At 61.4% G+C, this 24602-nt stretch carries 25 protein-coding genes; 9 read left to right on the top strand and 16 right to left on the bottom strand.

Annotated features, from left to right (window positions below; genetic code table 11):
- Window positions 1-54 precede the first annotated feature (54 nt).
- On the top strand, window positions 55-252 hold the full coding sequence (locus M5G18_RS27530) for a heavy-metal-associated domain-containing protein (RefSeq protein ID WP_273899100.1): 198 nt from the start codon (window positions 55-57) through the stop codon (window positions 250-252).
- A gap of 116 nt (window positions 253-368) precedes the next feature.
- Window positions 369-1571, top strand: coding sequence for a multidrug effflux MFS transporter (locus tag M5G18_RS27525; protein ID WP_273899123.1), 1203 nt, complete (start codon window positions 369-371; stop codon window positions 1569-1571).
- Between the two features lie 10 nt (window positions 1572-1581).
- Here M5G18_RS27525 and M5G18_RS27520 read toward each other — a convergent pair whose 3' ends face one another.
- The 3 genes from M5G18_RS27520 to M5G18_RS27510 all read right to left on the bottom strand — a co-directional run bounded on the left by M5G18_RS27520 (window position 1582) and on the right by M5G18_RS27510 (window position 3260).
- On the bottom strand, window positions 1582-1755 hold the full coding sequence (locus M5G18_RS27520) for a hypothetical protein (protein ID WP_170929593.1): 174 nt from the start codon (window positions 1753-1755) through the stop codon (window positions 1582-1584).
- A gap of 166 nt (window positions 1756-1921) precedes the next feature.
- Window positions 1922-2935 (bottom strand): zinc-binding alcohol dehydrogenase family protein, encoded by a 1014-nt coding sequence (locus tag M5G18_RS27515; protein ID WP_273899098.1) that lies wholly within the window; start codon window positions 2933-2935, stop codon window positions 1922-1924.
- Window positions 2936-2966: 31 nt separating this feature from the next.
- Window positions 2967-3260, bottom strand: coding sequence for a putative quinol monooxygenase (locus M5G18_RS27510; protein WP_273899096.1), 294 nt, complete (start codon window positions 3258-3260; stop codon window positions 2967-2969).
- A 116-nt stretch (window positions 3261-3376) separates the two neighbouring features.
- On the opposite strand from M5G18_RS27510, the gene M5G18_RS27505 reads away from it, so the two are divergent.
- The 3 genes from M5G18_RS27505 to M5G18_RS27495 all read left to right on the top strand — a co-directional run bounded on the left by M5G18_RS27505 (window position 3377) and on the right by M5G18_RS27495 (window position 6852).
- Window positions 3377-4306 carry a LysR family transcriptional regulator gene (locus M5G18_RS27505; RefSeq protein ID WP_273899095.1) on the top strand — a complete coding sequence of 310 codons (930 nt, stop codon included), beginning with the start codon at window positions 3377-3379 and terminating at the stop codon, window positions 4304-4306.
- Window positions 4307-4611: 305 nt separating this feature from the next.
- A complete protein-coding gene (locus M5G18_RS27500) occupies window positions 4612-5346 on the top strand; it encodes an ArsR/SmtB family transcription factor (RefSeq protein ID WP_007958496.1) in 735 nt (244 codons plus the stop codon).
- Window positions 5347-5472: 126 nt separating this feature from the next.
- Window positions 5473-6852: an MFS transporter gene (locus M5G18_RS27495; protein ID WP_273899093.1), complete on the top strand. Its 1380-nt coding sequence runs from the start codon at window positions 5473-5475 to the stop codon at window positions 6850-6852.
- Window positions 6853-6900: 48 nt separating this feature from the next.
- Here the strand turns inward: M5G18_RS27495 and M5G18_RS27490 are convergent, their stop codons facing one another.
- The 3 genes from M5G18_RS27490 to M5G18_RS27480 all read right to left on the bottom strand — a co-directional run bounded on the left by M5G18_RS27490 (window position 6901) and on the right by M5G18_RS27480 (window position 10132).
- Entirely contained in the window at window positions 6901-7854 is a 954-nt protein-coding gene (locus M5G18_RS27490; protein WP_007958502.1) for an adenosine deaminase, read from the bottom strand.
- 80 nt (window positions 7855-7934) lie between these two features.
- Entirely contained in the window at window positions 7935-8900 is a 966-nt protein-coding gene (locus M5G18_RS27485) for an isopenicillin N synthase family dioxygenase (protein ID WP_273899092.1), read from the bottom strand.
- Window positions 8901-9058: 158 nt separating this feature from the next.
- Window positions 9059-10132, bottom strand: coding sequence for a BMP family ABC transporter substrate-binding protein (locus M5G18_RS27480; protein ID WP_007958504.1), 1074 nt, complete (start codon window positions 10130-10132; stop codon window positions 9059-9061).
- Between the two features lie 287 nt (window positions 10133-10419).
- Here M5G18_RS27480 and M5G18_RS27475 point away from each other — a divergent pair, with 287 nt between their 5' ends.
- The gene (locus M5G18_RS27475) at window positions 10420-11511 is read left to right on the top strand and encodes a calcium:cation antiporter (RefSeq protein WP_127796829.1); all 1092 of its coding nucleotides are present in this window, start codon (window positions 10420-10422) and stop codon (window positions 11509-11511) included.
- Between the two features lie 60 nt (window positions 11512-11571).
- Here the strand turns inward: M5G18_RS27475 and M5G18_RS27470 are convergent, their stop codons facing one another.
- The 3 genes from M5G18_RS27470 to M5G18_RS27460 all read right to left on the bottom strand — a co-directional run bounded on the left by M5G18_RS27470 (window position 11572) and on the right by M5G18_RS27460 (window position 14187).
- Window positions 11572-12930: an 8-oxoguanine deaminase gene (locus M5G18_RS27470; RefSeq protein WP_236191576.1), complete on the bottom strand. Its 1359-nt coding sequence runs from the start codon at window positions 12928-12930 to the stop codon at window positions 11572-11574.
- Window positions 12931-13113: 183 nt separating this feature from the next.
- Complete coding sequence (locus M5G18_RS27465; RefSeq protein ID WP_273899121.1) at window positions 13114-13800, bottom strand: SDR family oxidoreductase; 687 nt, start codon at window positions 13798-13800, stop codon at window positions 13114-13116.
- A gap of 36 nt (window positions 13801-13836) precedes the next feature.
- Window positions 13837-14187: a MerR family DNA-binding transcriptional regulator gene (locus M5G18_RS27460; protein WP_007958509.1), complete on the bottom strand. Its 351-nt coding sequence runs from the start codon at window positions 14185-14187 to the stop codon at window positions 13837-13839.
- A gap of 83 nt (window positions 14188-14270) precedes the next feature.
- On the opposite strand from M5G18_RS27460, the gene M5G18_RS27455 reads away from it, so the two are divergent.
- Window positions 14271-14687 (top strand): hypothetical protein, encoded by a 417-nt coding sequence (locus tag M5G18_RS27455; protein ID WP_273899089.1) that lies wholly within the window; start codon window positions 14271-14273, stop codon window positions 14685-14687.
- On the opposite strand, the gene M5G18_RS27450 is transcribed toward M5G18_RS27455, so the two are convergent.
- The 6 genes from M5G18_RS27450 to M5G18_RS27425 form a co-directional block, all read right to left on the bottom strand.
- A complete protein-coding gene (locus tag M5G18_RS27450) occupies window positions 14684-15610 on the bottom strand; it encodes an ABC transporter permease (RefSeq protein WP_273899088.1) in 927 nt (308 codons plus the stop codon). The genes M5G18_RS27455 and M5G18_RS27450 overlap by 4 nt on opposite strands.
- The gene (locus tag M5G18_RS27445; RefSeq protein ID WP_273899087.1) at window positions 15610-16716 is read right to left on the bottom strand and encodes an ABC transporter permease; all 1107 of its coding nucleotides are present in this window, start codon (window positions 16714-16716) and stop codon (window positions 15610-15612) included. The genes M5G18_RS27450 and M5G18_RS27445 overlap by 1 nt, the downstream gene beginning before the upstream one ends.
- 13 nt (window positions 16717-16729) lie before the next feature.
- Window positions 16730-18280 carry an ABC transporter ATP-binding protein gene (locus tag M5G18_RS27440; RefSeq protein ID WP_273899086.1) on the bottom strand — a complete coding sequence of 517 codons (1551 nt, stop codon included), beginning with the start codon at window positions 18278-18280 and terminating at the stop codon, window positions 16730-16732.
- A gap of 537 nt (window positions 18281-18817) precedes the next feature.
- Window positions 18818-19399: an IMPACT family protein gene (locus M5G18_RS27435; RefSeq protein WP_273899085.1), complete on the bottom strand. Its 582-nt coding sequence runs from the start codon at window positions 19397-19399 to the stop codon at window positions 18818-18820.
- Window positions 19400-19407: 8 nt separating this feature from the next.
- Window positions 19408-20058, bottom strand: a complete 651-nt coding sequence (locus tag M5G18_RS27430; RefSeq protein WP_273899083.1) for a TetR/AcrR family transcriptional regulator — start codon at window positions 20056-20058, stop codon at window positions 19408-19410.
- A gap of 95 nt (window positions 20059-20153) precedes the next feature.
- Window positions 20154-21074 carry a LysR family transcriptional regulator gene (locus M5G18_RS27425; RefSeq protein WP_007958517.1) on the bottom strand — a complete coding sequence of 307 codons (921 nt, stop codon included), beginning with the start codon at window positions 21072-21074 and terminating at the stop codon, window positions 20154-20156.
- 139 nt (window positions 21075-21213) lie between these two features.
- Here M5G18_RS27425 and aptA point away from each other — a divergent pair, with 139 nt between their 5' ends.
- Together aptA and M5G18_RS27415 are read left to right on the top strand one after the other, a co-directional pair.
- Window positions 21214-22563: an omega-aminotransferase AptA gene (aptA, locus tag M5G18_RS27420; protein ID WP_007958518.1), complete on the top strand. Its 1350-nt coding sequence runs from the start codon at window positions 21214-21216 to the stop codon at window positions 22561-22563.
- Window positions 22564-22638: 75 nt separating this feature from the next.
- Window positions 22639-24132: a CoA-acylating methylmalonate-semialdehyde dehydrogenase gene (locus M5G18_RS27415; RefSeq protein ID WP_207984944.1), complete on the top strand. Its 1494-nt coding sequence runs from the start codon at window positions 22639-22641 to the stop codon at window positions 24130-24132.
- Window positions 24133-24334: 202 nt separating this feature from the next.
- Here M5G18_RS27415 and M5G18_RS27410 read toward each other — a convergent pair.
- The coding region (locus M5G18_RS27410; protein WP_273926223.1) for a hypothetical protein at window positions 24335-24602 on the bottom strand (268 nt) is incomplete at its 5' end.

The following is a 24602-nucleotide window of genomic DNA, read 5'->3' as shown; positions in this document are numbered from 1 at the left end:
TGCCATCGTGGCAAGCCCGAAACTGCCGGCAACCTCACTCAAAGGAGTCATTCCATGCAAGTGTTCACTGTTGAAGGCATGTCCTGCGGTCACTGTGTCAAAGCCGTCACCCAGGCGGTGCAGAGCAAGGATCCGGCCGCCAGTGTGCGGGTCGATCTGGCGGCGAAGGAAGTCGGCGTCGAAAGTGCGTTGAGCGCCGAGCAGGTCATCGCAGCGATCAGCGAAGAAGGTTATGCGATCAAACTCGCCTGATCTTTTTAATAGTTAGCGAGCTACCGGAATGTTCAAGGCGTCTTCGCGCGGCTAGACTGTCGGGCTGCACTCTCTACTAAAGTGCCCTCCCAATGCCTGCCGAACGTGGACGCCTGATGAACTTCCGTACCCTTCTGATTCTCGGTGCCCTGACCGCTTTTGGTCCGCTGGCGATCGACTTCTATCTACCCGCATTTCCCACCATGGCGCTGGCGTTCGGCACCGATGAGAAACACGTCCAGCTGACGCTGTCGGCTTACTTCTTCGGCCTGTCCATCGGCCAACTGGCTTACGGGCCGGTGGCGGATCGCTTCGGCCGGCGGATTCCGCTGCTCATTGGTCTGACGCTGTTCACGCTGGCGTCAGTGGCCTGCGCCTATGCGCCGAATCTGGAATGGCTGATCGGCGCGCGGCTCGTGCAGGCGCTGGGCGGTTGTGCGGGGATGGTGATTGCCCGGGCGGTGGTCAGCGACAAATGCGATGCGGTGGGTTCGGCGAAAGTCTTCTCGCAACTGATGCTGGTGATGGGGCTGGCCCCGATTCTGGCGCCGATGCTCGGCGGGCTGCTGGTGAACACGTCGGGATGGCAGTCGATCTTCCTGGTGTTGACCGGTTTCAGTGCCTTGGCCGGACTGGCGGTGGCCCTCGGCCTGCCGGAAAGTCTGCCGGCGCATGTTCCGCGTCAGCCGTTGTCCGGCGCTTTGCGTCAGTACGGTCGGCTTCTGGCGGATCCGGTCTACATGGGCCATGCCCTGACCGGCGGCATCGCCATCGCCGGGATGTTTGCCTACATCGCCGGTTCGCCGTTCATTTTCATCAAGTTGTATGGCGTACCGGCCGAGCACTTTGGCTGGCTGTTCGGCACCAACGCGGCCGGGTTCATTCTGGTGGCACAGGTCAATGCGCGATTGCTGGCCAAGCGTGGTCCGGCCTTCCTGCTGTCGCGGGCAGTCTGGGTTTATCTGAGCGCCGGGCTGGCGCTGCTCGCGGTCAGCGCCTTGCACACCGAGGCGCTGTGGCCACTGCTGATTCCATTGTTCATCTGCGTGGCCAGCCTTGGCTGCATCAGCCCCAATGCGGCAGCGTGTGCGATGAACGGGCAGGGCGGTCGCGCCGGCAGTGCTTCAGCGTTGCTCGGCAGCATGCAATTCAGCGTCGCCGCCGGGGCTTCGGCGCTGGTGGGGATCCTGCACGATGGCACCGCCGTGCCGATGGCAATCGTCATCAGCCTGTGTGGTTTGCTTGTGGTGTGCGCAGCAATGCTCACCCGGCGCATGCAGAATGCCCGGGCGCTCGCAAAGGCGCAGGCCGAAGCCTGAACGGAAGAACTCAGCCGACAGCGCGTTGCTGGCCGAGGTCGGGAATCTGGTGGGGCGCGTAGATACGCGCTTCGAGGGTGCGAGTGAAGGCGCGAGCTTCGGCCTCACTGCGGAAGGTCACGGCGTGCTGGTCGAGACGAACTTGCCACTGGGACTTTGCCACTTCTTTTATCAGGATCTTCATTGCTGACCTCCCGTACGTAAAAGATTGCATCGCAGAGGACTCGATTGTAGTCCTGAATACGATCGCAATTGTGACAAGGGTCAAGCATCTGACTGACGGCAAAAAAACACCGCAGCCCCCGAGCCAGCCACATCGGAGGCTGGAGAAGGCTGCGGTCTTCTGAATTTTAGAAACCTTCTAAAACAATTTTCCCTTTGGCCTTGCCGCTTTCCAGCAGTTCATGGGCGCGGCGCAGGTTGCTCGCGTTGATCGTGCCGAAGTGCTCGCCAACCGTGGTTTTCAAGGTCCCGCTGTCGATCAGCCCGGCCACCCGGTTGAGCAGTTTGTGCTGTTCGATCATGTCCGGCGTTTCGAACAGCGAGCGGGTGTACATGAACTCCCAGTGCAGCGACAGGCTCTTGCGCTTGAGTTTGGTCACGTCCAGCGCTTTCGGGTCGTCGATCAGCGCCAGTTTGCCTTGCGGCGCCAGGGCCTCGACCAGTTGGTCCAGGTGCTGGTCGGTCTGGGTCAGGCTGGCGACGTGGGTCACGTGGGTGACACCGGCGCGTTTCAGTTCCTCGCTCAACGGCTGGCTGTGATCAATCACCAGGTTTGCGCCCAGCTCGGTCACCCAGTCGCGGGTCTCCGGGCGGGAGGCGGTGCCGATCACCTTGAGCCCGGTCAACTGGCTGGCCAGTTGGGTCAGGATCGAGCCGACGCCGCCGGCCGCGCCGACGATCAACAGGCTCTGGCCTTCATCGGTGTTGCCTTCGCGGATCTGCAGGCGTTCGAACAACAATTCCCAAGCGGTAATGGCAGTCAGCGGCAGGGCGGCGGCTTCGGCGAAACCGAGGGTTTTCGGCATATGGCCGACGATCCGCTCATCCACCACGTGCAGTTCGCTGTTGCCACCGGCCCGGGCGATGGAGCCGGCGTAGAACACCTTGTCGCCGGCCTTGAACAATGTCACTTCACTGCCGACCGACTTGACCACACCGGCCACGTCCCAGCCCAGCACCTTGGCGGCACCGCCTTCCGGCGCGACGTTCTGGCGAACCTTGGTGTCGACCGGGTTGACCGAAATCGCTTTGACTTCCACCAGCAGGTCGCGCGGGCCGGCTACCGGTTCCGGCAGTTCGATGTCTTGCAGGGATTTTTCGTCGCTGATCGGGAGCGAGGCGTAATAGGCGATGGCTTTCATGGGGAACTCCGAAAGTGAATAAAGGAAGGCTTCAGGCGATGACGCGCAGACGCTTGAGTTCGAAGTGTTCGAGGAACGCCTCGGCCTGGCTGCGGAAATGCTGGATATGGGCGCTGGCATCGTGGGCTTGCAGGGCTTCGTCGCTGGCCCACTGCTCGATCATGTAGAAGGCCAGCGGGTTGGCCAGGTCCTGATGCAGTTCGTACTGACCGCAATCGGCTTCGGCGCGGGTCGGTTCGATCAGGGCGCGCAGGTGCTGTTCGAGGGCGTCCTGCTGGCCAGGTCGGGCAATCAGGGTGGCGATGGCGGTGAAGGGCTGGGACATGTTCGACTCCGGGACGGGATGAATTCGATGGATGGCATGATTGGCTATTTCTGCCGGAGATAAAACCGGCTAAAAGAGCAGTCTCTTTCAATATTTTTTTGATAATCGGGGCTGAGATGCTGCGTTTCGATGACTTGCAGTTGTTTGTCCGTGCGGCGGATCTGGGCAGTCTGTCGGCGGCGGCGCGGGTGATGGACATGTCCGCCGCCGTGGCCAGCGCCGCGCTCAAGCGGATCGAGCAGCAACTGGGCGCACGGTTGTTGGCGCGCTCCACTCGCAGCCTGCGGCTGACGGCCGAAGGTGAAGGGTTTCTCGAGTACGCCCGGGCGGCGCTGAGCAACCTCGATGAGGGGCGGCGTCTGCTGGCCAGCGGGCAGGATCAGGTCAGCGGGATTCTGCAGCTGTCGGCGCCTTCGGACTTCGGTCGCAACCTGCTGCTGCCGTGGCTCGACGATTTTCAGCGCGAACACCCGAAACTGACGGTTCGCCTGCTGCTGGGTGACCGCATCGCCGATCTGTTTCGCCAGCCGGTAGACATCGCCTTGCGCTATGGCGAGCCGGAGGATTCCAGTCTGGTGGCTTTGCCGATTGCCCCGCACAACCGACGGGTGCTGTGTGCATCACCCGCCTACCTGGCCCGGCACGGCGAGCCGCTGCATCTGGAACAGCTCGCCCAGCACAACTGCCTGCTTTATATGCTCGGTGGCCGGGTGCACGACCATTGGAGTTTCCGCGACGGCAAGCGCGAGGTCGGCCTGACCGTCAGTGGCGACCGCTTCAGTGACGACGCCGATGTGGTGCGTCTGTGGGCGGTGGCGGGAGCCGGCATCGCCTACAAATCGTGGCTCGATGTGGCCGGTGATGTGCTGGCGGGGCGGCTGAAAGTGCTGTTGCCGGAGCTGCTCTGCGAACGCGCTCCGCTGAATTTGCTGTGCGCCCATCGCGCACAATTGAGTAAGCCGGTGAACCTTCTGAGGGAAATGCTCGCCAGCCGTTGCGCCGAACTGAGTAGCCGATTTCCCGTTTTCACAAAGATTGATCATTAGTCGCAGGTAAATAGCGAAATTTCTCTCAGGAACAATCACCAGCCGTGTCAGCTCCGGCGCAGGACGCAGCGAGCAACCCGCTTATACTAGCGACCGCCTGATGCCCGCACCAAAAGGTCGGTACGAGAATGATCAGACCGGAACCGGCGGAAGAGGAACGAGGGTCGCGACAGTACTGCGGTTTCCTTGCTGCGGCGCGTTGCCTCGCCTTGGCTGAAGGCATTTTACGCGCCTTGGCCGACGACTGATTACTGGTCAAGATGTCTATGAGCTGTAGACGATATGATTCAACAGGGAGTGAATAGATGGAACATGCACCTTGCATCAGCCAGATCGCCACGTTGCTGGCCGATCCCAAACGCAGCGCAATGATGTGGGCGCTGATGGATGGCTCGGCGCGGCAGACCGAGGAACTGGCGTTGCTGGCGGGGCTTTCGCCGTCATCGGCCAGTGCGCATCTGGGGCGTTTGTCCGCTGGCGGTCTGTTGAAGGTCGAGGCGCGCGGTCGCAAACGCTTCTTCCGCCTGGCGGCTCCCGAAATCGGCGCGGCCATCGAAGCCCTGGCCAGCGCCACGTTGGCCAGCGCTCCGCGAGAAATCCCCGACGTGTTCAAGCGTGCCTCGCCGGTCGTCAGACCCCAGGCCGCGCCTTCGTCACTGCTGCGCGCGCGGTTTTGCGACGACCATCTGGGCGGAACGCTGGCCGCCGACCTGTACCAGCGCCTGCTCGACGCCGGCTGGATCGAGCAGCTCGAGCATAGAGTGGTGGTCACGCACAAAGGCTCGACTCAACTGGCCGGGCGCGGGGTGTACATCCAGGCGCTGGCCCACCGCAACGCCCAGGTGGCGTGCGCCTGTCCGGACTGGAGCGAGCGTCGCCCGCACATGGGAGGCTCGTTGGGGGCGGCGTTGCTGCAGCTGTTCATGCAGTCGGGCTGGCTGGTGCTGCCCAACGATTCCAGAGCCCTGCAACTGACGGCGGCGGGCCAGCGGGAAATTCATCGATTCGCCTGTGAAACCGAGCTGGAAATGGCGTTGTAGAGCGCTTTCTTCCACGGAACAGCAACTGAACGTCGTCAACGGCTGCGAACACGTCGCATCTGGCACAGGCGCGCAACCGCTATCGCGCACACTCGATCCGGGGACTTTTCGGATTGAGGAGGTGGCATGGACACGGGAAACTTCAGCGCGGCAGATCGACTGGAGCGCCTGCCAGTCAGCGGTTATCACCGGATCATCTTCATCATCATCGCCCTGGCGTTTTTCTTCGACTCCATGGATCTGGCGATGATGACCTTCCTGCTCGGCTCGATCAAAGCCGAGTTCGGCCTGAGCAGTGCGCAGGCTGGCCTGCTGGCCAGTTCGAGTTTTTTCGGCATGGTGCTGGGGGCGTCGCTATCCGGTCTGTTGGCTGATCGGTTCGGTCGCAAACCGGTGTTCCAGTGGAGCATCGTCCTGTGGGGCGTGGCCAGTTACCTGTGTTCCACGGCGCAGACGGTCGAGAGCCTGACGCTGTTTCGCATCCTGCTGGGCATCGGCATGGGCATGGAGTTTCCGATTGCCCAGTCGATGTTGTCGGAGTTGATTCCTGCCCAGCGCCGGGGTCGCTACATCGCATTGATGGACGGTTTCTGGCCGCTGGGTTTCGTGGCTGCCGGGGTGCTGTCGTATTTCCTGCTGCCGTTGATTGGCTGGCGCGACATCTTTCTGGTGTTGGCGGTGCCGGCGGTGTTCGTGCTGGCGATCCGCTTTTTCATTCCCGAGTCGCCGCGCTGGCTGGAGCAGGCCGGCAAGCATGACGCGGCGGACAAGGTTTTGCGCGGGATCGAGGCGCGGGTTCAGGCATCCCTCGGCGGTGCGGCATTGCCGGAGCCGGTTCGTCTGCCACGAAGCGTGACTCCACCGGGCCATTTCCTTTCGGCGCTCAAACAGATCTGGTCACCGCTGTATCGCCAGCGCACGACGATGATCTGGAGCCTGTGGTTCTTCGCGTTGCTCGGCTTCTACGGCCTGACCTCGTGGCTCAGTGCGTTGTTGCAACAATCGGGTTTCGCCGTAACTCAGTCGGTGTATTACACGGTGCTGATTTCCCTCGGCGGGATTCCCGGCTTCCTGATGGCGGCCTGGCTGGTGGAGCGTTGGGGACGCAAGCCGGTGTGCATCGTCACGTTGCTCGGCGGCGGGGTGATGGCGTTTCTGTACGGACAAAGCGCAGTGTTTGGCGGCAACGTGGCGCTGCTGATCGGCACGGGCCTGTTGATGCAGTTTTTCCTGTTCGGCATGTGGGCGGTGCTCTACACCTACACGCCGGAACTGTATCCAACCTCGGCGCGGGCGACGGGCTCGGGGTTCGCCTCGGCCATCGGCCGCGTAGGTTCGCTGCTCGGGCCGTTGGTCACCGGGTTGGTGTTCCCGATCACCGGGCAGGGCGGGGTGTTTGCGCTGGGGGCGCTGTGTTTTGCGATTGCGGCGGGGGTGGTGTGGCTGTTCGGGATGGAGACCCGGGGCAAGACGCTCGAAGAGCTGACGGAAGCAGTTGTGCGCTGAGACCTGAAAGCCGTTCGAACACGCGCGTGTTCGAACGGCTTTGTGCTGTTACGGTTTCACCAACCGCGCATCCAGGCTGTTCTGCGCCAGGCGCTTGGCCTGATCCTGGGTCATGCCCAGGTGAGTGTGCAGCGCGTGGAAGTTCTCGGTCACGTAACCACCGAAGTACGCCGGGTCATCGGAGTTCACCGTGACCTTCACGCCGCGCTCGAGCATGTCGAGGATGTTGTGCTGCGACATGTGATCGAACACGCAGAGCTTGGTGTTCGATAGCGGGCATACCGTCAGCGGGATCTGCTCGTCGATGATCCGCTGCATCAGGCGCTCGTCTTCGATGGCGCGCACGCCATGGTCGATACGCTGGATTTTCAGCAGGTCGATGGCTTCCCAGATGTATTCCGGCGGGCCTTCTTCGCCAGCGTGGGCGACGGTCAGGAAACCTTCGTGACGGGCACGATCGAACACGCGCTGGAACTTGCTTGGCGGGTGACCCATCTCGGAGCTGTCCAGACCTACAGCGACAAACGCATCACGAAACGGCAGCGCCTGGTCGAGGGTTTTTTGCGCTTCGTCTTCGCTCAGGTGGCGCAGGAAACTCAGGATCAAACCGCTGGTGATGCCCAGTTGCTGCTCGCCATCCTTCAGCGCGGCGGCGATGCCGTTGAGCACCACTTCGAACGGGATGCCACGGTCGGTGTGGGTCTGCGGATCGAAGAACGGCTCGGTGTGAATCACGTTCTGTTCTTTGCAGCGCAGCAGGTAGGCCCAGGTCAGGTCGTAGAAATCCTGGGAGGTGCGCAGCACGTCGGCGCCCTGGTAATACAGGTCGAGGAATTCCTGCAGGTTGTTGAAGGCGTAAGCCTTGCGCAGGGTTTCGACGTCGCTCCACGGCAGGGCGATCTTGTTGCGTTCGGCCAGGGCGAACAGCAGCTCGGGCTCCAGCGAGCCTTCGAGGTGCAGGTGCAGTTCGGCCTTGGGCAGGGCGTTGAGCCAGTCGTACATATTCTTTTCTCATCAGGTGCAATGACGGCATTCTACAGATGCCTGCCGAAACAATTGGCAAAACCTGACCAACCGATCCATCACACCGCTTCCTGCTCCCGTCGATAGGCGTATGTATCGGCGAAGCGCGACAGCAGGAATTCGGCGCAGGTGGTGGTCGGATATTTCGCCGGATGCTGTGCGTCCTGGCAACCGGGCAGGCATTCGATACGGGTGTCCGGGTGCGGCTCGGCGAAGAACGGCATCGAGTAGCGATCCACGCCGAGCGGGCTGATCACCCGGTGCGGGGTCGAGCGATAACGGTCGTTGCTCCAGCGCGCCATCATGTCGCCGAGGTTGACCACGAATGTGCCGTTGATGGGCGGCGCGTCGATCCACTGGCCTTTGACGTTTTTCACCTGCAAGCCGCCGGCTGCGTCCTGATACAACAAAGTGATGCAGCCGTAATCGGTGTGCGCGCCGGCCCCTTGCTGCTCGGCGGAACTGGCGGTGTGGCGCGGCGGGTAGTGGATCATTCGCAATACGCTGACCGGTTCGTTGAAGCGTGTATCGAAGAAGTCTCGCTCGATGCCCAGCGCTAACGTCATGGCCCGCAACAGGGTTTGCGCGAGGGCCTGCATGTCGAGGTAGTGCTGCTCCATCAGTGTTTCCCAACCTGGAATCGCCGGATGACGGTTGGGGCCACGCAAGGGTTTTGCTGCCAGCACCTCGGGATGATCGGCCGGCAGGTGCAGGCCCATGTCGAAGGTTTCCTTGAGATCGCTGGGTTTGTCCGGGTCGAGCTGTTCGGTGGCGATGGCGCCGTAGCCTCGGTGATGGACGGTCTGGGTGATGTCGATCTTGAGTTTTTCTTCTGCCGGTTGCGCAAAGAAGCGCTGTGCGTGATCGAGCAGGGATTCGATGCGCTGCGCAGAAATCGGGTGGCCCTTGATGTAGAAAAAGCCCCATTCGCGGCAGGCGTGGTCGATCTGTTCGGCGACGGCGGGCCAGGCGTTCTGGTCGGCGGAGTAGAGCGGGCTGATGTCGATGATTGGAAGCTGATCCATACACAATCCTTGAATACGCAGAGATCCAACTGTGGGAGCGGGCTTGCTCGCGAAGGCGTCGTATCAGTTGATACATGAGTTGCCTGACACACCGCTTTCGTCGGAACGCCGCCCGGAGCAAGCCCGCTCCCACAGGGTTTTGGGTGGTTGACAAAAAATTACTTCGGCATCTCGGCCTTCATGCCTTCGACGTAGTAATTCATCGACGCCAGTTCGGCGTTGGTGGCACTGACCCCCGCCGGGATTTTCTCGGCCCCGGCCTGATCCTTGATCGGCCCGGTGAACGGTTGCAGGGCGCCGCTCTTGATGTCGGCGATGATCTGCTCGGCTTCTGCCTTCACCGGTGCCGGCACCAGATCGCTGATCGGCAATTCGACCGTGCCTTCCTTCAACCCGCCCCAGTAGTCCTGGGATTTCCAGTTGTGGTCGATCACGCTCTGGGTCGCCTGAATGTAGTGCGGCGCCCAGTCGTTGACGATCGAGGTCAGTACCGCTTTCGGCCCGAAGTGCGCCATGTCCGAAGCGTAGCCCACGGCATAGACACCACGTCGTTCGGCGGCCTGGATCGGCGCCGGGCTGTCGGTGTGCTGGAACACCACGTCCACGCCCTGATCGATCAGCGCGTTGGCGGCGTCGGCTTCCTTGCCCGGGTCGAACCACGAGTTGACCCACACCACTTTGATCTCGGTGCCAGGGTTGTACTTGTTCAGGGCCAGCTGGATGGCGTTGATATCGCGGATTACTTCGGGGATCGGGAACGAGGCGACGTAGCCGATCTTTTTGGTTTTGGTCATCTTCGCCGCGAGGAAACCGCCGACGTAACGACCCTCGTAGGTGCGCGCGAGATAGGTGCCGAGGTTCTTGTCCTGCTTGTAGCCGGTGGCGTGTTCGAAGGTCACCTTGGGAAACTGTTTGGCGACTTTCACCGTCGGGTTCATGTAGCCGAAAGAGGTGGTGAAGATCAGGTCGTAGTTGTCCTTGGCCATGTTGCGGATCACCCGCTCGGCATCGGCGCCTTCGGCGACGTTCTCCACGTAGTTGGTGGTGATCTGCGAACCGAGTTTTTCCGCCAGCGCCTTGCGCCCCTGTTCATGCTGATACGTCCAGCCGTGGTCGCCGATGGGACCGATGTAGACGAAGCCGACTTTCAGTGGGTCGGCGGCACTGGCGCTCAGGCTGAGGCCAAGGCCCATGGCGATGCACAGCAGTGTTTGCAGTGGACGTTTTTGCATGAACGCGAACTCCCTTTTGTTGTGTGTGGGGAGGGCAATGCAAAAGGCTGACCAAGCGGACAACAAATCGAGTCGAAATCGCGGCGAGGCCCTCGCGAGCAAGCGCGCTCCCACAAAAGCACCGCGATCCCTGTGAGAGCGAGCTTGCTCGCGATGAGGCCGGCCGGGCCGAAAAAAGTGCATGCCCGTACACGGACGCCATCCACTGGTGCGCTAAGGTGTAACGAACCATTAGCGCCGCCCCGCAGTCAGTAGCTCATTCGAACCCCTGCGCCAAAAGGCTCGCCATGCTCACGATCCTCAAGCAAGAAAGCTTTCTGCTGCTGGCCCTGATCGCGGCTTTTGTCGCGTATCCGCTGGAGCACTGGTTGCTGCACAGCGGCCAGCTCGTCGCGCTGACGGCCGGGCTGGTGTTGATCGCGTTCATCGTCGCCGCCTCGATGCGCGTCGCCCATCAGGCCGAACTGCTCGCGGAAAAAGTCGGCGACCCGTACGGCACGATGATCCTGACCCTCGCCGCCGTGCTGGTGGAAGTGGTGATCCTGGCGATCATGATGAGCAACGAAGCCTCGCCGACGCTGGTGCGCGACACGATCTATTCGGCGGTGATGCTCGACATTAACGGGATACTCGGCCTCGCCGCGCTGATGGGCGGGATCAAGCATGGCGAGCAGTCCTACAACGACGATTCGGCCCGCAGTTACAGCGTGATGATCCTCACCGCCATGGGCGTGTCGATGGTGGTGCCGGAGTTCATTCCCGAGGCCAACTGGAAAATCTATTCGGCGTTCACCATTGGCGCGATGGTGGTGCTTTATGCGTTGTTCCTGCGCATGCAGGTCGGGCCGCACAGCTATTTTTTCAGCTACAGCTACCCGGACAAACGCCGCAAGAAAGAGCCCGTGGAAGAGGAGCCGAAACCGGTCAGCCTGGCGCTGTCGATCGGCATTCTGGTGTTCGGTGTGGTGGTAATCGGCGCATTGGCCGAGGTGATGTCCAAGACCCTCGATCTGGGCCTGGAAGGGACGGGCGCACCGCCGGTGATCACGGCGATTCTGGTGGCGGCGATTTCGGCGGCGCCGGAGATTCTGACTGCGCTGCGCGCGGCGTTGGCCAACCGCATGCAGTCGGTGGTCAACATTGCGATGGGTGCGTCGTTATCGACGGTGATTTTGACGGTGCCGGTGATGGAAGCGATGGCGCTCTATACGGGCCAGCCATTTCAGATGGCGATGACGCCGGTGCAGACGGTGATGATCTTCATCACGCTGATCGTCAGCGCGATCAACCTCAATGACGGGGAGACCAATGCGATTGAGGGCATGACGCACTTTGTGCTGTTTGCGACGTTCATCATGTTGTCGCTGCTGGGCCTTTGAGCCGATCACAAAATCAAATGTGGGAGCAAGCCCGCTCCCACATTCAGACGTCCGCTTGGATCAGGTGCCGGCGATCAACTGCCGAGCCGCCTGGCTGTGATCGGCAATCAGGCCTTTGAGATCCAACCCTTCAACCTGCCCGTCAACCACACGCCACTTGCCGCCGACCATCACGCGATCCGCGCGGTCCGCGCCGCACAACAGCAGCGCCGAGATCGGGTCGTGGCTGCCGGAGAAGCGCAGCTCATCGAGCTTGAACAACGCCAGATCCGCCTGCTTGCCCACCGCCAGTTCACCGATATCGGTGCGACCCAGCAGGCTCGCCGAACCCTTGGTCGCCCAACCCAGCACACGCTCCGGGGTGATCTTCTCGGCGCCATAACGCAGGCGCTGGATGTACAGGGCCTGACGCGCTTCGAGGATCATGTTCGATGCATCGTTGGACGCCGAACCATCTACACCGATACCGAACAATGCGCCGGCGTCGGTCAGATCGATACTCGGGCAGATGCCCGACGCCAGGCGCATGTTCGAGCTCGGGCAGTGGCAGATACCGGTGCCGGCCGCGCCGAGGCGGGCGATTTCGTCGGGGTTGAAGTGGATACCGTGAGCCAGCCAGGTGCGCGGGCCGAGCCAGCCGACGCTGTCCAGATAATCCACGGTGCGCAGGCCGAAGCGTTGCAGGCAGAAATCTTCTTCGTCGAGGGTTTCGGCAAGGTGAGTGTGCAGACGCACATCGAGTTTGTTCGCCAGTTCGGCGCTGGCGGACATGATTTCCGGGGTCACCGAGAACGGCGAGCACGGCGCCAGAGCGATCTGGATTTGCGCGCCGTCGCCACGTTCGTGGTACTCGTGAATCAGGCGCTGGCTGTCGTCGAGAATCACCTGGCCTTCCTGCACGGTCTGCTGCGGAGGCAGGCCGCCGTCCTTCTCTCCGAGGCTCATCGAACCACGGGTGAGCATGGCGCGCATGCCCAGTTCGCGCACGGTTTCGACTTGCACGTCGATGGCGTTTTCCAGGCCATCCGGGAACAGGTAGTGGTGGTCGGCAGCGGTGGTGCAACCCGACAGCAGCAACTCGGCCAGCGCGACTTTGGTGGCGAGGGCGAGTTTTTCAGGCGTCAGGCGCGCCCAGACCGGGTACAGGGTTTTCAGCCACGGGAACAACGGCTGATTGACCACCGGCGCCCAGGCGCGGGTCAGGGTCTGATAGAAGTGGTGATGGGTGTTGATCAGGCCCGGCAGGATCACGTGCTCACGAGCGTCGAACACTTCATTGCATGGGGTCGATGGCTGCTGGCCGGCGCCAAGCACTTCGGTGATCACACCGTCTTGCAGCACCAGACCGCCACGGGCATCGAGACCGTTGGCCGTGAAAATGGCGAGGGGATTTTTTAACCAGATACGGGTCGCAGGCATTGTGGCCGGCTCCTCTGAAAGTTGGGTTCAGGGTTGCCAGCTCAGTGTTGCCCTGTCTGCTGATCCAGGGTCGCCGCGAAGGACGAGGTGCGGAGTTTCGAACAAAATGTTGCGACGGGCAAGCCCAACCCGACCAGACACCGGGATAACCCTGTGGGAGCGAGCCCCCACAGGGTCCAGCGATTACCAGGGAATGGTTTCACCTTTGTAGTTCACGAAGTGATGGCCGCCCTTGCCGGCAAATGCATCGACCTGATCCACCAGACCTCGGGTGCTGGTCTCCACGTCGATGTCGGCGCCTTCGCCGCCCATATCGGTTTTCACCCAGCCTGGATGCAGCGACAGCACCGTGAGTTTCTGATCGCCAAGTTGCGTGACGAAGCTGTTGGTCATCGAGTTCAGCGCCGCTTTGCTGGCCTTGTACAGCGCCAGTTCCGGCGCGTCGGGCATGGTCACGCTGCCGAGCACCGAACTCATGAACGCCAGCACGCCGCTGCCGTCGCGGATCTGCCCGACGAAGCGCTGGGCCAGATTGATCGGCGCCACGGCGTTGGTGAAGAACAGCTGGCCGACTTCCGCCAGCGTCGCGCCACCCGGCGTCTGCACTTCGGGACCTTTGACCCCTGCGTTGACGAACAGCAGGTCAAAGGTCTCGCCCTTGAGCTGCTGGCTCAGGGCGATCACCGCTTGCTGGTCGTCCATGTCGAGTTTTTCGACTTGCACGTCGCCCAGCGCTTTCAGCGCCTCGGCGTTCGCAGGGTTGCGAACCGTGGCGGTGACTTGCCAGCCGTCGGCCAGCAGGGTTTTCACCAGTCCCAGGCCCAGGCCCCGGGAGGCGCCGATGATCAGTGCGTGCTTGGCAGGATTCAGTGCGGACATGATGGGCTTTCCTTGAAAGTTGAAAGATCACGGGTTCAATGGACAGCGTTGACCGAGCCGTTGCTGCAATTCGTGACGCAGCTCGCCGAGTTCGGCCATGCGGGTTTCGATCAGTTTGAGTTTGTCTTGCAGCAGTTGCGTGACGGCCGTGTCGGGGTTGGGCGATTGCCACAATGCGCCCACGCTGCTGCCGATCTCGCCGAGAGTAAAACCCAGACGCTGCGCAGTCTTGATGTAGAGCACCAGTTGCGCCATCTCCGGTGGATAGTCGCGATAACCATTGGCGCTGCGTTGCGCCGCGATCAATCCGCGTTCCTCGTAGAAGCGCAGCGTGTCACGGCTGACATCGCAGGCCTGGGCCAACTCACCAATGCGCATCCCGGAGATCTCGAAAGTGTTTGACCCTGGAGCATACTCCAGGCTTTACCGTGGTTGCTCCCTGAATTTTCGGAGCAAGGACGATGTGGACTTCAACGCAGTATCGGCGGTTGGTACGCGGCAGCGCCTGGTATGACTTGATCGTGACGGCGGCGTTTGTCACGCCGTGGAGCTTTGCCGCGTTGCATGGGGTGTTGACGGCGTTGAGCCAGGCGCTGGATCTGCCCGGTGAGCTGCCGGCGTTCGAACCTGTGCACATGTTGATGGCGAATCTGTTGGGTTCGGTGGTTTGTGTTTGGGCCGTGCTGCGGATTCGTGATCCGCAGCCGGTTTATGGGCGCTATGACGCGGTGGCGCGGTTTCTGTTCGCCGCGTGGCAGGCGTATGCCCTGGCCCACGGCGCCAGTTCGTTGCTGGCGGGTTTTCTGGTCTTCGAACTGGCTTGGGGCATTGCTCAGGTGTTGCCGGTTCGGCCGCTGTCGCGAGCCGTCACGGCTTAGTGTCCAGCCTGCCACGGCTGCCCCAGTGAAACCGGCGCATACAACCGCGTACGCACCGCATCCCGCGACAACAACACCAGCACCAGAATGGTCGCGACATACGGCAGCATCGCCAGCAGGCTCGAAGGAATCGCCAGCCCTAACCCCTGTGCCACCAGGTGCAGGATGCTGGCGAGTCCGAACAGATACGCGCCGAGCAAAAGCCGCCACACCCGCCAACTGGCGAACACCACCAGCGCCAGGGCGATCCAGCCGCGTCCGGCGGTCATGTTCTCGGCCCACATCGGCGTATAAGCCAGCGACAGATAAGCCCCGGCCAGTCCGGCCATCGCGCCGCCGAACAGCACCGCCAGTGTGCGCACGGTCAGCACCGGCAAGCCCATGGCACTGGCCGCATCAGGATTCTCGCCGACCGCTTGAATGATCAGCCCGACACGGCTTTTCACGATCACCCACGCCACCAGCGCAAACAGCGCGAACGACAGGTACACCAGCAGATCCTGGGCAAACAGCATGCGGCCGATCAGCGGGATTTCGCTCAAGTATGGAATCGCCATCGGCTCGAATCCCGCCAGCGGTTTGCCGACCCACGCCGCGCCGACAAAGGTCGACAGGCCCACGCCAAAAATCGTCAGCGCCAGCCCGGTCGCCACTTGATTGGCGTTGAACACCAGCGCCACCAGGGCAAACAGCGACGACAACAGCATTCCGGCGAGCATCGCCAACACAACGCCCAACCAAAGGTTGCCGCTGTTGAACGCGACGATGAAACCGATCACCGCGCCAAACAGCATCATGCCTTCCTGACCGAGGTTGAGTACGCCGCTCTTCTCGCAGATCAGTTCACCCAGTGCCACCAACAGCAATGGCGTACCGCAGCGCACCATGGCGTAGAAAACATTGCTCAGCAGATCGATATCCATCACAGCGCTCCGGCGGTTACGGCGGTGGTAGACGTGCGCCGCACCCCGCGCAGGTTCAGGCGTGGCCGATAGAGGATCAGCACGTCACAGGCCAGCAGGAAAAACAGCATCATTCCCTGGAACAACTGGGTGATCGCCTGCGGCAGATTCAGCGTCATCTGCGCGCTCTCGCCGCCGATGTACAGCAGCGCCATCAACAGGCTGGAAAACAGAATCCCGATGGGATTGAGCCGCCCGAGAAACGCCACGGTGATCGCCGCATAGCCGTAGCCCGGCGAGACTTGCGGCACCAGTTGGCCGATCGGCCCGGTGACTTCGCAGACGCCGGCGAGCCCGGCCAATCCACCGCTGATCAGCAGTGCGAGCCAGATCAGACGCTTCTCGCGAAACCCGACGAATCCTGCCGCACGCTTGTCCAGCCCCAGTACCTTGATCTGGAAACCGACGAAGCTTTTCTGCAGCAACACCCACACCGCGACCAGCGCGAGCAAGGCGAAATACACGCCGATATGCGCCCGCCCGTCCTCCATCAACAGCGGCAGGCGGCTGGCATCGCTGAACATCGCCGACTCGGGAAAGTTGAACCCGGCCGGATCTTTCAGCGGCCCGTGTACGCAGAACAGCAAAAGGTTCAGGGCGATGTAATTGAGCATGATGCTGGTGAGGATTTCGTTGGCGTTGAACCGCGTGCGCAACCAGGCGGTGAGCCCGGCCCACGCGGCGCCGGCGAGGGTGCCGGTGAGCAGGATCAGCACCAGCGCCCAGCGACTTTGCATATCGATTATGTTCACCGCCAGCGCACTGCCGGCCAACGCACCGAGCAGCAACTGGCCTTCGGCGCCGATGTTCCAGATCCGCGCCTGATAAGCCACTGCAAGGCCCAGTGCACACAACAGGATCGGCAGGGTTTTGACCAGTAGTTCGGAAACGCCGTACAGGTCGCTGATCGGGGCGATCAACAACGTGTGCAAAGTCTTCAGCGGATCATGGCCAAGGGCGACGAACAGCAACGATCCGCACACCAGCGTCAGCGCCGCCGCCAGCACCGGCGAGCACCACAGCATCAGGCGCGACTGCCGGCCACGGGGTTCGAGGGAAAGCAACATGGGGAAAACTCCGTTAAACCGTGGCCGGTTGTGGTTGAGGGGTGTCGAACTGGCCGGCCATCCAGCCGCCGACGTCGCTGAGTCGGGTTTGCGCCGTGTCCTGCAATGCCGACAGGCGCCCGCCGCACAGCGCGCCGAGGCGGTCGCTGATCTGGAACAGTTCGTCGAGGTCTTCGGAGATCACCAGAATCGCCGCCCCGGCATCGCGCAGGGCAATCAGCGCACGGTGGATGGTGGCCGCCGCGCCGACATCCACGCCCCAGGTCGGGTGCGCGGCGATCAGCAGTTTCGGTTGCTGGAGGATTTCCCGGCCGAGGATGAATTTCTGCAGGTTGCCGCCCGACAGGCTGCGGGCGGCGGTCTGGGTGTCCGGGGTTTTCACGCCAAAGCGCTGGATGATCGTTTGTGCCAGGGCTTCGACCTTGCCGCGTTCGATCAAGCCGTGACTGACCAGGCCTTGTTGAAAAGCGGTGAGCAGGGTGTTGTCCGCCAGGCTCATGTCCGGCACCGCGCCATGCCCGAGGCGTTCGGCGGGGACGAACGCCAGGCCGAGTTTACGTCGAGCATCCGGGCGCTGATCGGCGACGGCGCGTTCTCGGAAACGGATGGTTGCCGCTGATTCGCGGGGCAACGTTTGTTCGCCGCTGAGCAAGGCCAGTAACTCGTCCTGTCCGTTGCCTGCCACGCCAGCGATGCCGACGATTTCACCGCTGCGCACCTGCAGGTCGATGTTGCTCAGGGAGCAGCCGAAGGGATCCGGGTTGTACCAGTTCAATCCACTGACGTGCAAAAACGTCGCGCCACCGGTGACCTTCGTGAACTCGCCGATCAATGTCGCGGCGTCGCCCACCATCAATTGCGCCAGTTGCCGATCAGTGCAGTCGGCCGGCACGCAATGCCCGGCCACCCGACCTCCACGCAACACGGTGGCGCTGTGGCATAAGGCGCGCACCTCGCCGAGTTTGTGGCTGATGAACAGAATGCTGCAGCCCTCGGCCGCGAGCCTGCGCAGGGTGATGAACAACTCGTCGGCTTCCTGCGGCGTGAGCACCGAGGTCGGCTCATCGAGAATCAGCAGGCGAATGTCCTGCATCAGGCAACGAACGATCTCGACCCGTTGCCGCTCGCCGATCGACAGGCTATGGACAAGTCGCTGGGGTTCCAGCGCCATGCCATATCGGCGCGACACTTCACGTATTTTCGCCTCAAGCTGTTTCGGCGAACCGGACGCTGCACCCATCGCCAATGCAATGTTCTGCGCCACGCTCAGGGTCTCGAACAGCGAGAAATGCTGGAACACCATGCCGATGCCCAACTGCCGCGCCTGGGCCGGGTTGCGCATGCTCACCGGTTGACCCTGCCACAGCATCTCGCCCGAATCGGCCTGGGTGACGCCGTAGATGATCTTCATCAAGGTGCTTTTACCTGCACCGTTTTCACCGAGCAGTGCGTGGATTTCACCGGGGGCGATGCTCAGGTCGATGGCGTCATTGGCGAGGCAACCGGGATAACGTTTGCTGATGTGGCGCAGTTGCAAGCGCGGTGTGGACGTGGGGTTTGGCATGACAGGCTCGGGTCGCTTGGAGTTGTGCCTGTGGATAAAGCAATTTCCTGGCCATTGAGTCAGGAACGTAGGCGACCGCTGTTTGCCAGCCTGTGGCGCAGAGCCTGTGAATCGAATTCGGTTGCCTGCACGGCACCACTTGAGGGCAAAGCCTTTGATCAGGCTCCAGTTTTGCCCGTACCTGGTTGATCAAAAAACGAGCAACCCCGTCGAAGCCATGCAGAACCTGCGACTGCGCCAGCCATGAACGGCTTATCCACAGGTTGCTCCACAGTATTTGTGCGCAAGACCAAATCCCGGGCATAAGCACTGCCGGGCTTTCTTCTAAAGGCGATAAACAACGCTAAGCGATTGTTTTTACGTGAAATTGTTTGTTGTGATGGGCGATTGGACGAAAAGTGAACAAATCCCGCAAAGCCACGTGACAGAAGGGTTACAGCATCCTGTGCTCAGGTTATCCACAGCCGGGTGCACAGCGGATGTGGGCAAGTCTCGGGCATAAGCAAACGGGCTGGTGCCCCAAAACATGGCGGGGCTTCAACGCTGCAGCAGGATTCGCCCACGGCTCAGGTCGGCCAACTGATTCTGCAACAGCTCGATGTGCGCTTCGCCCACGGCCAGTTGCAGCTCGACACCATTGGCGGTGAAGTTTTCCTCGACCACCAATCCGCCCAGATCCGCGACCCGCACTTTCACCAGCGCCAGTTCGCCAAAGGCGCAGGCGCAATGCACGGGCACGCGACTGATCAACTCGATCTTCGGCGCGGCCTGCAGGCATTTGTTGGCGCCGCCGCCATAGGCCCGAGCCAGACCGCCAGTGCCCAGTTGAATGCCGCCGTACCAGCGGATCACCAGCACCGCGACCTGATCGCAGTCCTGCGCTTCGATGGCCGCGAGAATCGGCCGACCGGCAGTGCCGCCGGGTTCGCCGTCGTCGTTGCTGCGGTACTGATCGCCGAGTTTCCACGCCCAGCAATTGTGCGAGGCGTTCAAGTCGCTGTGCTGCTCGATGAAGGCTTGCGCCTCGGCGGGGCTGCCGATCGGCGCGGCGAAGGTGATGAAACGGCTTTTGCGAATCTCTTCGCGGAATTCGCAAAAGCCGCTGAGGGTGAATGGCATAAAACGACTTATATAGAAGAAGAGAGGCCGCAGCCTTTGAGGATGATGCGGATCAGATTGTTGCCGGCGTCTTCCATATCCTGTTTGGTCAACTTGCTGCGACCGGTCACGCGGCAGATCTGGGTGGCGAAGTCGGCGTAATGCTGGGTGCTGCCCCACAACAGGAAGATCAGGTGCACCGGGTCGACCGGGTCCATTTTGCCCGCGTCGATCCAGGCCTGGAACACGCCGGCGCGGCCCTGGAACCAGGCGCGGTAATCCTGGTTGAAATATTCGGTCAGGCATTCGCCGCCGCTGATCACTTCCATCGCGAAAATTCGCGACGCTTGCGGCTGGCGACGAGAGAATTCCATTTTCGCGCGGATGTAGCGGGTCAGCGCTTCGGCCGGATCGTCGTCGGCCGTCAGGGTGTTGAAGGTGCTGTCCCACAATTGAAGGATGTTGCTCAGCACCGCTACGTACAACCCGAGCTTGTTGGTGAAGTAGTAATGCAGGTTCGCCTTGGGCAGCCCGGCCTTGGTGGCGATGGTGTTCATGCTTGTGCCTTTGTACCCGTGACGGGCGAACTCGTCTTCGGCGGCTTTGATGATGGTCTCTTCGTTCTTCTGACGAATGCGGCTGGCAGGTTTGCCGCCGTGAGCGGGGACTTCAAAGGTCATAGGCACTTCCGGGTTTGTCTGTGGGGTGCAACCAGTTGCGTTGATAGCGCAACCACCGGCGCGGGACAAGCCCCGGGCGAATAAAACCCCGGCCGTCAGCGGGTGGCGGCCAGGCTTTCGAGAAAGCTTTCCAGTACCAGATGAGGGCGGCGGCCCTTGCGGGTGACCGAGGCCAGGCTCAAATCATAGAAACGGGTGCTGGCCTTGAGTGCGCGCAAGCGACCTTGTTGTACCCAGAGACTGGCGTAGTGATCGGGCAAATAGCCGATGTAACGTCCGGTCAGAATCAGGAACGCCATGCCTTCACGGTCGGAAGCGCTGGCGGTGCAATTGAGGGCCTGATAGTGCGCCTGGATCTCCGCCGGCAAACGGAAGGTCGGGGCGATAGCGTCCTGACTGTTCAGGCGTTCGTCATCCAGCTGTTTATCGTCGACGTAAAATAGCGGATGACCAACTGCGCAGTAGAGAAGTGAACGTTCGCTGTACAGCGGCTGATATTCCAGCCCCGACAACGCGCTGGCCTGCGGTACCACGCCGACGTGCAGGCGCCCGTCGAGCACGCCCTGTTCGACTTCGTTGGGGGCGATCATGCGGATCTGGATCTGCACGTCCGGCCCGCGTTCTTTCAATTGCGCGAGCGCGTGGGTGATGCGCATGTGGGGCAGGGTGACGAGGTTATCGGTCAGGCCGATGATCAGCTCGCCGCGCAAGTGCTGGTGCAGGCCATTGACCTCGGTACGGAAACTTTCCAGTGCACTCAATAGCTGCAGCGCCGATTGATAGACCTCGCGACCTTCTTCGGTCAGGGAGAAACCGGCGCGCCCGCGTTGGCACAGACGCAGACCGAGGCGTTGTTCCAGGTCGCTCATCTGTTGGCTGATCGCCGAGCGACCGATGCCGAGCACGGTTTCCGCCGCCGAGAAGCCACCGCACTCCACCACGCTGCGAAAAATCCGCAGCAGGCGAATATCAAAGTCACTGACCTGGGCCAATGGATCGGGGCGACGGCTGCTCATGCTGTTGTTCTCATTGTTTAGCAGAGTTCTAACTGAAGGTTAGAAGAGTTGAATTTCACCGACTTTATCCGCGTGGCAATTTAGCTGCAACAACGCTTTCTATCTCTCTGAAGCTTATTGCCCTGCGAGGTTTTGCCCGATGAACATGCCTGAAAACGCGTCGTCGCCACTGGCCAGCCAACTGAAGCTGGACGCGCACTGGATGCCGTACACCGCCAACCGCAACTTCCAGCGCGACCCGCGCCTGATCGTCGGTGCCGAAGGCAGCTGGCTGATCGACGACAAGGGCCGCAAGGTGTACGACTCGCTGTCCGGTCTGTGGACCTGCGGCGCCGGGCATACCCGCAAGGAAATCCAGGAAGCGGTGGCCAAGCAGTTGGGCACTCTCGATTACTCGCCGGGCTTCCAGTACGGCCACCCGCTGTCGTTCCAGCTGGCGGAGAAAATCACCGATCTGACGCCGGGCAACCTGAATCACGTGTTCTTCACTGACTCCGGTTCCGAGTGCGCCGATACCGCGGTGAAAATGGTCCGCGCTTACTGGCGCCTGAAAGGCCAGTCGACCAAGACCAAAATGATCGGCCGCGCCCGTGGCTACCACGGCGTGAACATCGCCGGCACCAGCCTCGGTGGCGTCAACGGCAACCGCAAGCTGTTCGGTCAGGCGATGATGGACGTCGATCACCTGCCGCACACTTTGCTGGCGAGCAATGCCTTCTCCCGTGGCATGCCGGAGCAGGGCGGTATCGCACTGGCCGATGAGCTGCTGAAGCTGATCGAACTGCACGATGCTTCGAACATCGCTGCGGTGTTCGTTGAGCCTCTGGCCGGTTCCGCTGGCGTGCTGGTTCCGCCACAGGGTTACCTGAAGCGCCTGCGTGAAATCTGCGATCAGCACAATATCCTGCTGGTGTTCGACGAAGTGATCACCGGTTTCGGCCGGACCGGCACCATGTTCGGCGCCACCACCTTCGGCGTGACCCCGGACCTGATGTGCATCGCCAAGCAAGTCACCAACGGCGCGATCCCGATGGGCGCGGTGATTGCCAGCTCCGAGATCTACCAGACCTTCATGAACCAGCCGACCCCGGAATACGCCGTGGAATTCCCGCACGGCTACACCTATTCCGCGCACCCGGTGGCTTGCGCCGCAGGCCTTGCGGCACTCGATCTGCTGCAAAAGGAAAACCTGGTACAGAGCGTGGCCGAAGTCGCGCCGCATTTCGAAAATGCCCTGCATGGCCTGAAAGGCGCGAAGAACGTCATCGACATTCGTAACTACGGCCTGGCCGGTGCGATCCAGATTGCGGGCCGTGACGGCGACGCCATCGTGCGTCCATTCGAAGCCGGTATGGCGTTGTGGAAAGCCGGGTTCTACGTGCGCTTCGGCGGCGACACCCTGCAGTTCGGCCCAACCTTCAACAGCAAGCCGCAGGACCTTGATCGTCTGTTCGACGCGGTCGGCGAAGTGCTGAACAAGCTCGACTGATTTTCCTTCTATATAGATACGCTAATAGCAGGCGCCCTTGCGGGCGTCTGCGCACAAGAATTCAGGAGTTCCCCGATGAGCGTTATCCCGCATTTGATCAATGGCGAACTGGTGACCGAGAACGGTCGCGCGGTCGATGTGTTCAACCCGTCCACCGGTCAGGCTATCCACAAGCTGCCGTTGGCCAGCCGCGAAACCATCCAGCACGCCATCGATGCCGCCAAGGCTGCATTCCCGGCCTGGCGCAACACGCCACCGGCCAAACGTGCTCAGGTGATGTTCCGTTTCAAGCAACTGCTGGAGCAGAATGAAGCGCGCATCTCGCAATTGATCAGTGAAGAACATGGCAAGACTCTGGAAGATGCTGCCGGCGAGCTGAAGCGCGGTATCGAGAACGTCGAGTTCGCCTGCGCAGCGCCGGAAATCCTCAAGGGTGAATACAGCCGCAACGTCGGCCCGAATATTGATGCGTGGTCGGACTTCCAGCCGCTGGGCGTGGTGGCCGGCATCACGCCGTTCAACTTCCCGGCGATGGTGCCGTTGTGGATGTATCCGCTGGCGATCGTCTGCGGCAACTGCTTCATCCTCAAGCCGTCCGAGCGTGATCCGAGCTCGACCCTGCTGATCGCGCAACTGCTGCTGGAAGCCGGCCTGCCGAAAGGCGTGCTGAGCGTGGTGCACGGTGACAAGACTGCGGTGGACGCGCTGATCGAAGCGCCGGAAGTCAAAGCGCTGAGCTTCGTGGGTTCGACGCCGATTGCCGAATACATCTATGCCGAAGGTACCAAGCGCGGCAAACGCGTGCAGGCACTGGGCGGCGCGAAAAACCATGCGGTGCTGATGCCGGATGCGGATCTGGACAACGCGGTCAGCGCACTGATGGGCGCGGCTTACGGTTCCTGCGGCGAACGCTGCATGGCGATTTCGGTAGCCGTGTGTGTGGGCGACCAGGTGGCGGACGCACTGGTGGCGAAACTGGTTCCACAGATCAAGGCGCTGAAAATCGGTGCCGGTACTTCGTGTGGTCTGGACATGGGACCGCTGGTCACCGGTCAGGCGCGCGACAAAGTGAGCGGTTATGTGGAAGACGGTGTGGCGGCGGGCGCGACCCTGGTGGTCGATGGTCGTGGTCTGAGCGTTGCCGGTCATGAAGAAGGCTTCTTCCTGGGGGGCTGTCTGTTCGACAACGTCACTCCTGAGATGCGCATCTATAAAGAAGAGATCTTCGGGCCGGTGCTGTGCGTCGTGCGGGTGAACAGCCTTGAAGAGGCGATGCAGCTGATCAACGATCACGAATACGGCAACGGCACCTGCATCTTCACTCGTGACGGTGAAGCGGCGCGTCTGTTCTGCGACGAGATTGAAGTCGGCATGGTCGGCGTCAACGTTCCATTGCCGGTGCCGGTGGCTTACCACAGCTTCGGTGGCTGGAAGCGTTCGCTGTTCGGCGACCTGCATGCCTATGGTCCGGATGGTGTGCGCTTCTACACCCGCCGCAAGGCGATCACCCAGCGCTGGCCGCAGCGTGCGAGCCATGAAGCTTCGCAATTCGCATTCCCTAGCTTGTAAGTAGAAGGGCAGTGCAAAGAAGGCCGACCTTTTAAGGTCGGCCTTCGCGTTTCAGGGCTTTTTTGACCGATGTGACAGATTTATGAAAATAAGGGTTGACGGCAGATTCTGAGTCTCTATAATTCGCCCCACTTCCGGCGCAGTCGAAACGGAAAACTCCTTGAGATTCAATGAGTTAAGTAGGTTTCGAAAGCGGGTCGCTTCAGCTCATCGAAGCCTGGAAGGAGTTGGAAATGCCGGTTTGTATGGCGCTTTCAACGATTCGATCTTCTCGGTCGAAAGCGGAGAAAAAGAGGTGTTGACAGCAGCGTGTAACGCTGTAGAATTCGCCTCCCGCTAACGAGAGATCGGAAGCGCAAGTGGTTGAAGTTGTTGAAGAAATCTTCGAAAGCTTCTGAAAATAATCACTTGACAGCAAATGAGGCTGCTGTAGAATGCGCGCCTCGGTTGAGACGAAAGATCTTAACCAA

Source organism: Pseudomonas aphyarum (assembly GCF_028657055.1).
GTDB classification, from domain to species: Bacteria; Pseudomonadota; Gammaproteobacteria; order Pseudomonadales; family Pseudomonadaceae; genus Aquipseudomonas; species Aquipseudomonas aphyarum.
This window is presented reverse-complemented; position numbering and strand designations above follow the sequence as displayed.